This window comes from Cupriavidus sp. HPC(L) (genome assembly GCF_000307735.3).
Classification (GTDB): Bacteria; Pseudomonadota; Gammaproteobacteria; order Burkholderiales; family Burkholderiaceae; genus Cupriavidus.
This window is the reverse complement of sequence record NZ_AMPR02000254.1, coordinates 1-3966: the sequence shown is the minus strand read 5'-3', so window position 1 is coordinate 3966 and position 3966 is coordinate 1. Positions and strand designations below refer to the sequence as shown.

General features: G+C 66.0%; 5 protein-coding genes and 1 pseudogene. All 6 read right to left on the bottom strand.

The genetic code is table 11. From position 1 onward, the window contains the following. Positions 1-521, bottom strand: a pseudogene (locus B551_RS14890) (hypothetical protein); the annotation flags it as partial. Between the two features lie 43 nt (positions 522-564). Then, positions 565-1854 (bottom strand): EscU/YscU/HrcU family type III secretion system export apparatus switch protein, encoded by a 1290-nt coding sequence (locus tag B551_RS14885; RefSeq protein WP_006579923.1) that lies wholly within the window; start codon positions 1852-1854, stop codon positions 565-567. Beyond that, positions 1851-2642, bottom strand: a complete 792-nt coding sequence (gene sctT / locus B551_RS14880; RefSeq protein ID WP_006579922.1) for a type III secretion system export apparatus subunit SctT — start codon at positions 2640-2642, stop codon at positions 1851-1853. The genes B551_RS14885 and sctT overlap by 4 nt, the downstream gene beginning before the upstream one ends. Next, complete coding sequence (sctS, locus tag B551_RS14875; protein ID WP_006579921.1) at positions 2643-2912, bottom strand: type III secretion system export apparatus subunit SctS; 270 nt, start codon at positions 2910-2912, stop codon at positions 2643-2645. Beyond that, positions 2909-3559, bottom strand: coding sequence for a type III secretion system export apparatus subunit SctR (sctR, locus tag B551_RS14870; RefSeq protein ID WP_006579920.1), 651 nt, complete (start codon positions 3557-3559; stop codon positions 2909-2911). Before sctR ends, sctS begins: the two co-directional genes overlap by 4 nt. Before the next feature lie 81 nt (positions 3560-3640). Beyond that, a partial coding sequence (locus B551_RS14865) for a FliM/FliN family flagellar motor switch protein (protein ID WP_043439928.1) occupies positions 3641-3966 on the bottom strand: 326 nt, incomplete at its 5' end.

The window sequence follows — 3966 nt, the reverse complement described above, 5'->3', positions numbered from 1 at the left end:
CTGCCCTCTCCAGCCCAACCTGGCTGGAAGGCGACGGTGCGCGCGTGCGGCGCCGCGGGCGCCGGCGGTTGCGCATCGGCGCGGGCCATCGGCGATTCGACGGTCGGCGCGATGGCATCGAGACCCAGCACGCGCGCGTTGTCCTGCCCCATGGCGCGCGCAGCGTGCCGCGCCAGCGTGCTGAGCGCCAGCCGGCCGACATCGACGCCACCTCCGCCGCGAGGTTGCCGGATCGCGGGCGCTGGCGCGGCAGGCGCCGTTGGCATTGGCGACGTCGCGGCAGGCGATGCACCGCGCTCGCTATCGGCGATGGCCCTCGCCTCCCGCTCCGCGGCGCTCTGCACGCCCCAGACATTGCCGAAAGCACCGGCGGGCCGGCCACCGCCCTTGTCGTCGCCAAGCTCCGCTCGCGGCTCGATCGCGGTCCACGCCGCCGCCGGCGCGGGATCGCCGGCGTGAGCAACACCAGCCGTCAGGCCGCCGAGCAAGGCGATCACCGGGACCGCCGTTATCGTCCTCATCACGAAAACGCTCTCCAATTGGGGAACCGTCCCTGGTGCCGGCCTAGCGATCGGCCGGGCGACGAGGATCGGAACGTGGGTCGCGGCCGCCATCGCCGCGAGGGTCGCCGCGACCGTCCGGGCCCGGCTTCGGGCTGGCGGCGTCGGTATCGGTATCGGTATCGGTATCGGTATCGGTATCGGTATCGGTATCGGAATCGGTGCCGGCTTCGGTGTCGCGTTCCGAATCGGCGTCCGGTTCCTCGTCCGGTTCCTCGTCCGGATCGCCGTCCAGATCGCCGTCCAGCGCCTGCTCCGCCTGCCTCATCTCGCTGACCAGGCTCAGGATCTCGGCCACCGGCTCGAACAGCTCGGCGGGGATGTAGTCGCCGACGTCGGTCCGCGCATACAGCCGGCGCGCGACATGGACCTGCTCGACCATCGGCACGCCGGCCTCCTCGGCGATGGCGATCATTCGTCTCGCGCGCGCATCGGCGCCCTTCTCGATGACCTGCGGCAGCGGCGTCTCGCCGGGCACGAAATACAGGCAGACCGCGACATGGGTGGGGTTGCGCACCACCGCGGTCGACCGCTTGACATTCGCCGCCATGCTGCCGCTCTGGATATCGCGATGGATCTCCTTGCGCTTGTGCTTGATGTGCGGGTCGCCCTCGGTGTTCTTGAATTCCTTCTGGATCTCGTCGCGGCTCATCATCAGCTGCCTGGTCAGGCTGCGCTTCTGGAACGCCAGGTCGGCGATGGCGAACACCACGTAGAACAGCACCAGGATTCCCCACAGCCAGCCGATCAGCACGCCGGTGACCCGCAGCCCGCATTCGGTACCGCACAGCGGCAGGAACTGGAAGGAGTAGAGGTAGCGCTTGATCAGCAGATAGAAGGCAATGCTGAGGATCGACACCTTGAGCAGCGACTTGCCGAACTCGAACAGCGAGCGCAGCGAGAACAGCTGCTTCGCGTTCTTCAGCGGACTGACGCGCTCGCCCTTCGGCTTGATGAACTTCGGCGCGAACAGCGGACCGATCTGCGCCATGACCACGCCGACGGTGGCCAGAACCAGCACGATGCCGACCGGCGCCAGCAGATGCAGCATCAGCATGCCGGTAACCGTCGCCACGCGCCCCATGGCGACCCGCAGCGGCTCGCCGATGCTGGCAATCGCCACCTCGATGATGTTCTGGAAGGCGTCGACGATGTCCTCGCCACGCACCCAGAAATAGCCGAGCAGCACCGCCAGCTGGATGCCGGTGGCAATCTCCACGCTCTTGGCGATCTGGCCTTCCTGGCGCGCGTCGCGGATCTTCTTCGGCGTCGGCTGTTCGGTCTTCTCGGTCATCGCATGGTCCCGAGCAGATTGGCGACCACGCCGCCGAACGCGTCGAAGCGCTGCTGGAAGGCGCCGAGCGCGTAGCTCATGCCGATCGCCAGCACGAACAGCGCCAGCGCGCTCTTGATCGGCATCGCGACAAAGAACACGTTCAATTGCTGCGCCGAGCGGTTGACCAGGCCCAGCGCGGCGTCGATCAGCACCATCACCACCAGCGCGGGCAGCGCGAAGCCGATGCACAGCTCCATCATCATCTGCCACTGGTGCGCGATAAACCCGGGGAAGCTCGCCGACAGATGCCAGCCGCCGAGCATCGGCATGCTCTGATACGACGCATAGAGCGCGGTCAGCATCGCGTTGAAGCCTCCGCCGACCAGGAACAGTACGGCAAGGACCTGCGTAAACAGCACGCCGAACACCGACGACTGTTCTTCCAGCATCGGGTTCAGCACCGACGCCATCGAGGTCCCCCGCACGGTGTCGATCACAGTACTGGCCATGTCGATCGCCCAGAACGGAATGGTCGCGCAGAAGCCCATCACCAGTCCGATCACGAACTCCTGCATCACCAGCACGGCGAGGGACGGCACCGACAGCTCGCCGAGGCGGCCCGCGAGTTCGGCGGCATGCCCGAGCTGCATCGGCAGCGCGGGCAGCGCCATCACCAGCACCAGCGCATTGCGGATCAGGCCGCCGCCGAGCGCGCGTGCCGAAAACATCGGCATCAGCACGAGCATGCCGAGTGGACGCAGCATCGTCAGGGCGAGCGTCGGAACGATATGCTGCCAGCCGTCCACCTATTTCCCCATCACGGAAATCTGCTCGAACGCCATGTTCGTATAGCCGATCAGCGTGGCGCCCATCCAGTGATAGGTCATCACCAGCGTGACGCAGACCGCGATCAGCTTCAGCAGGAACTGGATGGTCTGGTCCTGGACCTGGGTCAGCGCCTGCACGAGGCTGACCAGCACGCCGACCACCGAGGCGACGACCACGACCGGCAGCGACAGCATCAGCACCAGCCACAGCAGGTTCGACGCCAGCTGCGCAATGATTTCGTTGCTCATAGATAGGACTGGATCAGCTGGCCGAGCAACTTTTCCCAACCGCCGATCAGCACGAACACCAGCAGCTTGATCGGCAGCGAGATCGTCACGGGGGACACCATCATCATCCCCATCGCCAGCAGCACGTTGGAGACGATCAGGTCGATGGCGACGAACGGCAGGTACAGCAGCAGGCCGATCTTGAAGGCCTCGACCAGTTCGCTGACGGTGAACGCCGGGATCAGCACCACCAGCGAGTCGTCCGGGATCCGGTTGCGATAGGGCTCGGGCCACATCTTTTCGCCGATGTCCATGAAGAAGCGGACCTGCTGCGGGCTCGCCTTGCCCTTGATGAACTCGCGGTAGGGTTCGAGCACACGGGTTTCGACCTGGCCGAACAGGTCCGGCGCTTCCATCTTGATCGGATTGGCCTTCAGGTTGTCGCCGATCGCGATGCCCACCGGCGCCATGATGAACAGCGTCAGCACCAGCGACAGCCCGTAGATCGCCATGTTCGGCGGAATCTGCTGGATGCCGAGCGCGTTGCGCAACGTGGACAGCACGATCGAGATCTTCAGGAAGGCCGTTCCCATCACGATGAACAGCGGCAGCAACGACAGCGCGAACAGCAGCAGGATCAGCTGCAGAGGATGATCGGCAAGCGACATGATCTGGTCCGTGGGTGAGCGATCATTCTCGGCATGCCCGGCAAGCGCCGGCATCGGGCCCATGCCTGAAATCACCGGCCTTCACTCGATCCGCATCACCAGCTTGTCGCCGACGCGCAGCAGCGTGCCGCTGGCGACCGCGTGCCCCGAGACCGTCAGCGTGACCCGGCCGTGGCTGGCATGGGCGAGCTCCAGCGTCTGCCCGGCCTGCAGTTCGCGCAGCGTGTCGAGCGACAACGACAGGCGCCCCACTTCCGCCACCGCGGTCAATACGATGTTGGCGTCATCGAGCTGGCTGCCGCGCAGCGTGGCCTCGGTCCCTTGTTCCATGCTGGTTTCCTCGTTGCATGCGTGTTCGATATGCCAGGCGCCGTGCGCAAGGCACGCCAGCGCCAGCGGGCGCTCCG

Coding starts and splice junctions, on each gene's coding strand:
- B551_RS14885 (WP_006579923.1), bottom strand. CDS start 1,854: ATGACCGAGAAGACCGAACAGCCGACGCCGAAGAAGATCCGCGACGCG.
- sctS (WP_006579921.1), bottom strand. CDS start 2,912: ATGAGCAACGAAATCATTGCGCAGCTGGCGTCGAACCTGCTGTGGCTG.
- sctR (WP_006579920.1), bottom strand. CDS start 3,559: ATGTCGCTTGCCGATCATCCTCTGCAGCTGATCCTGCTGCTGTTCGCG.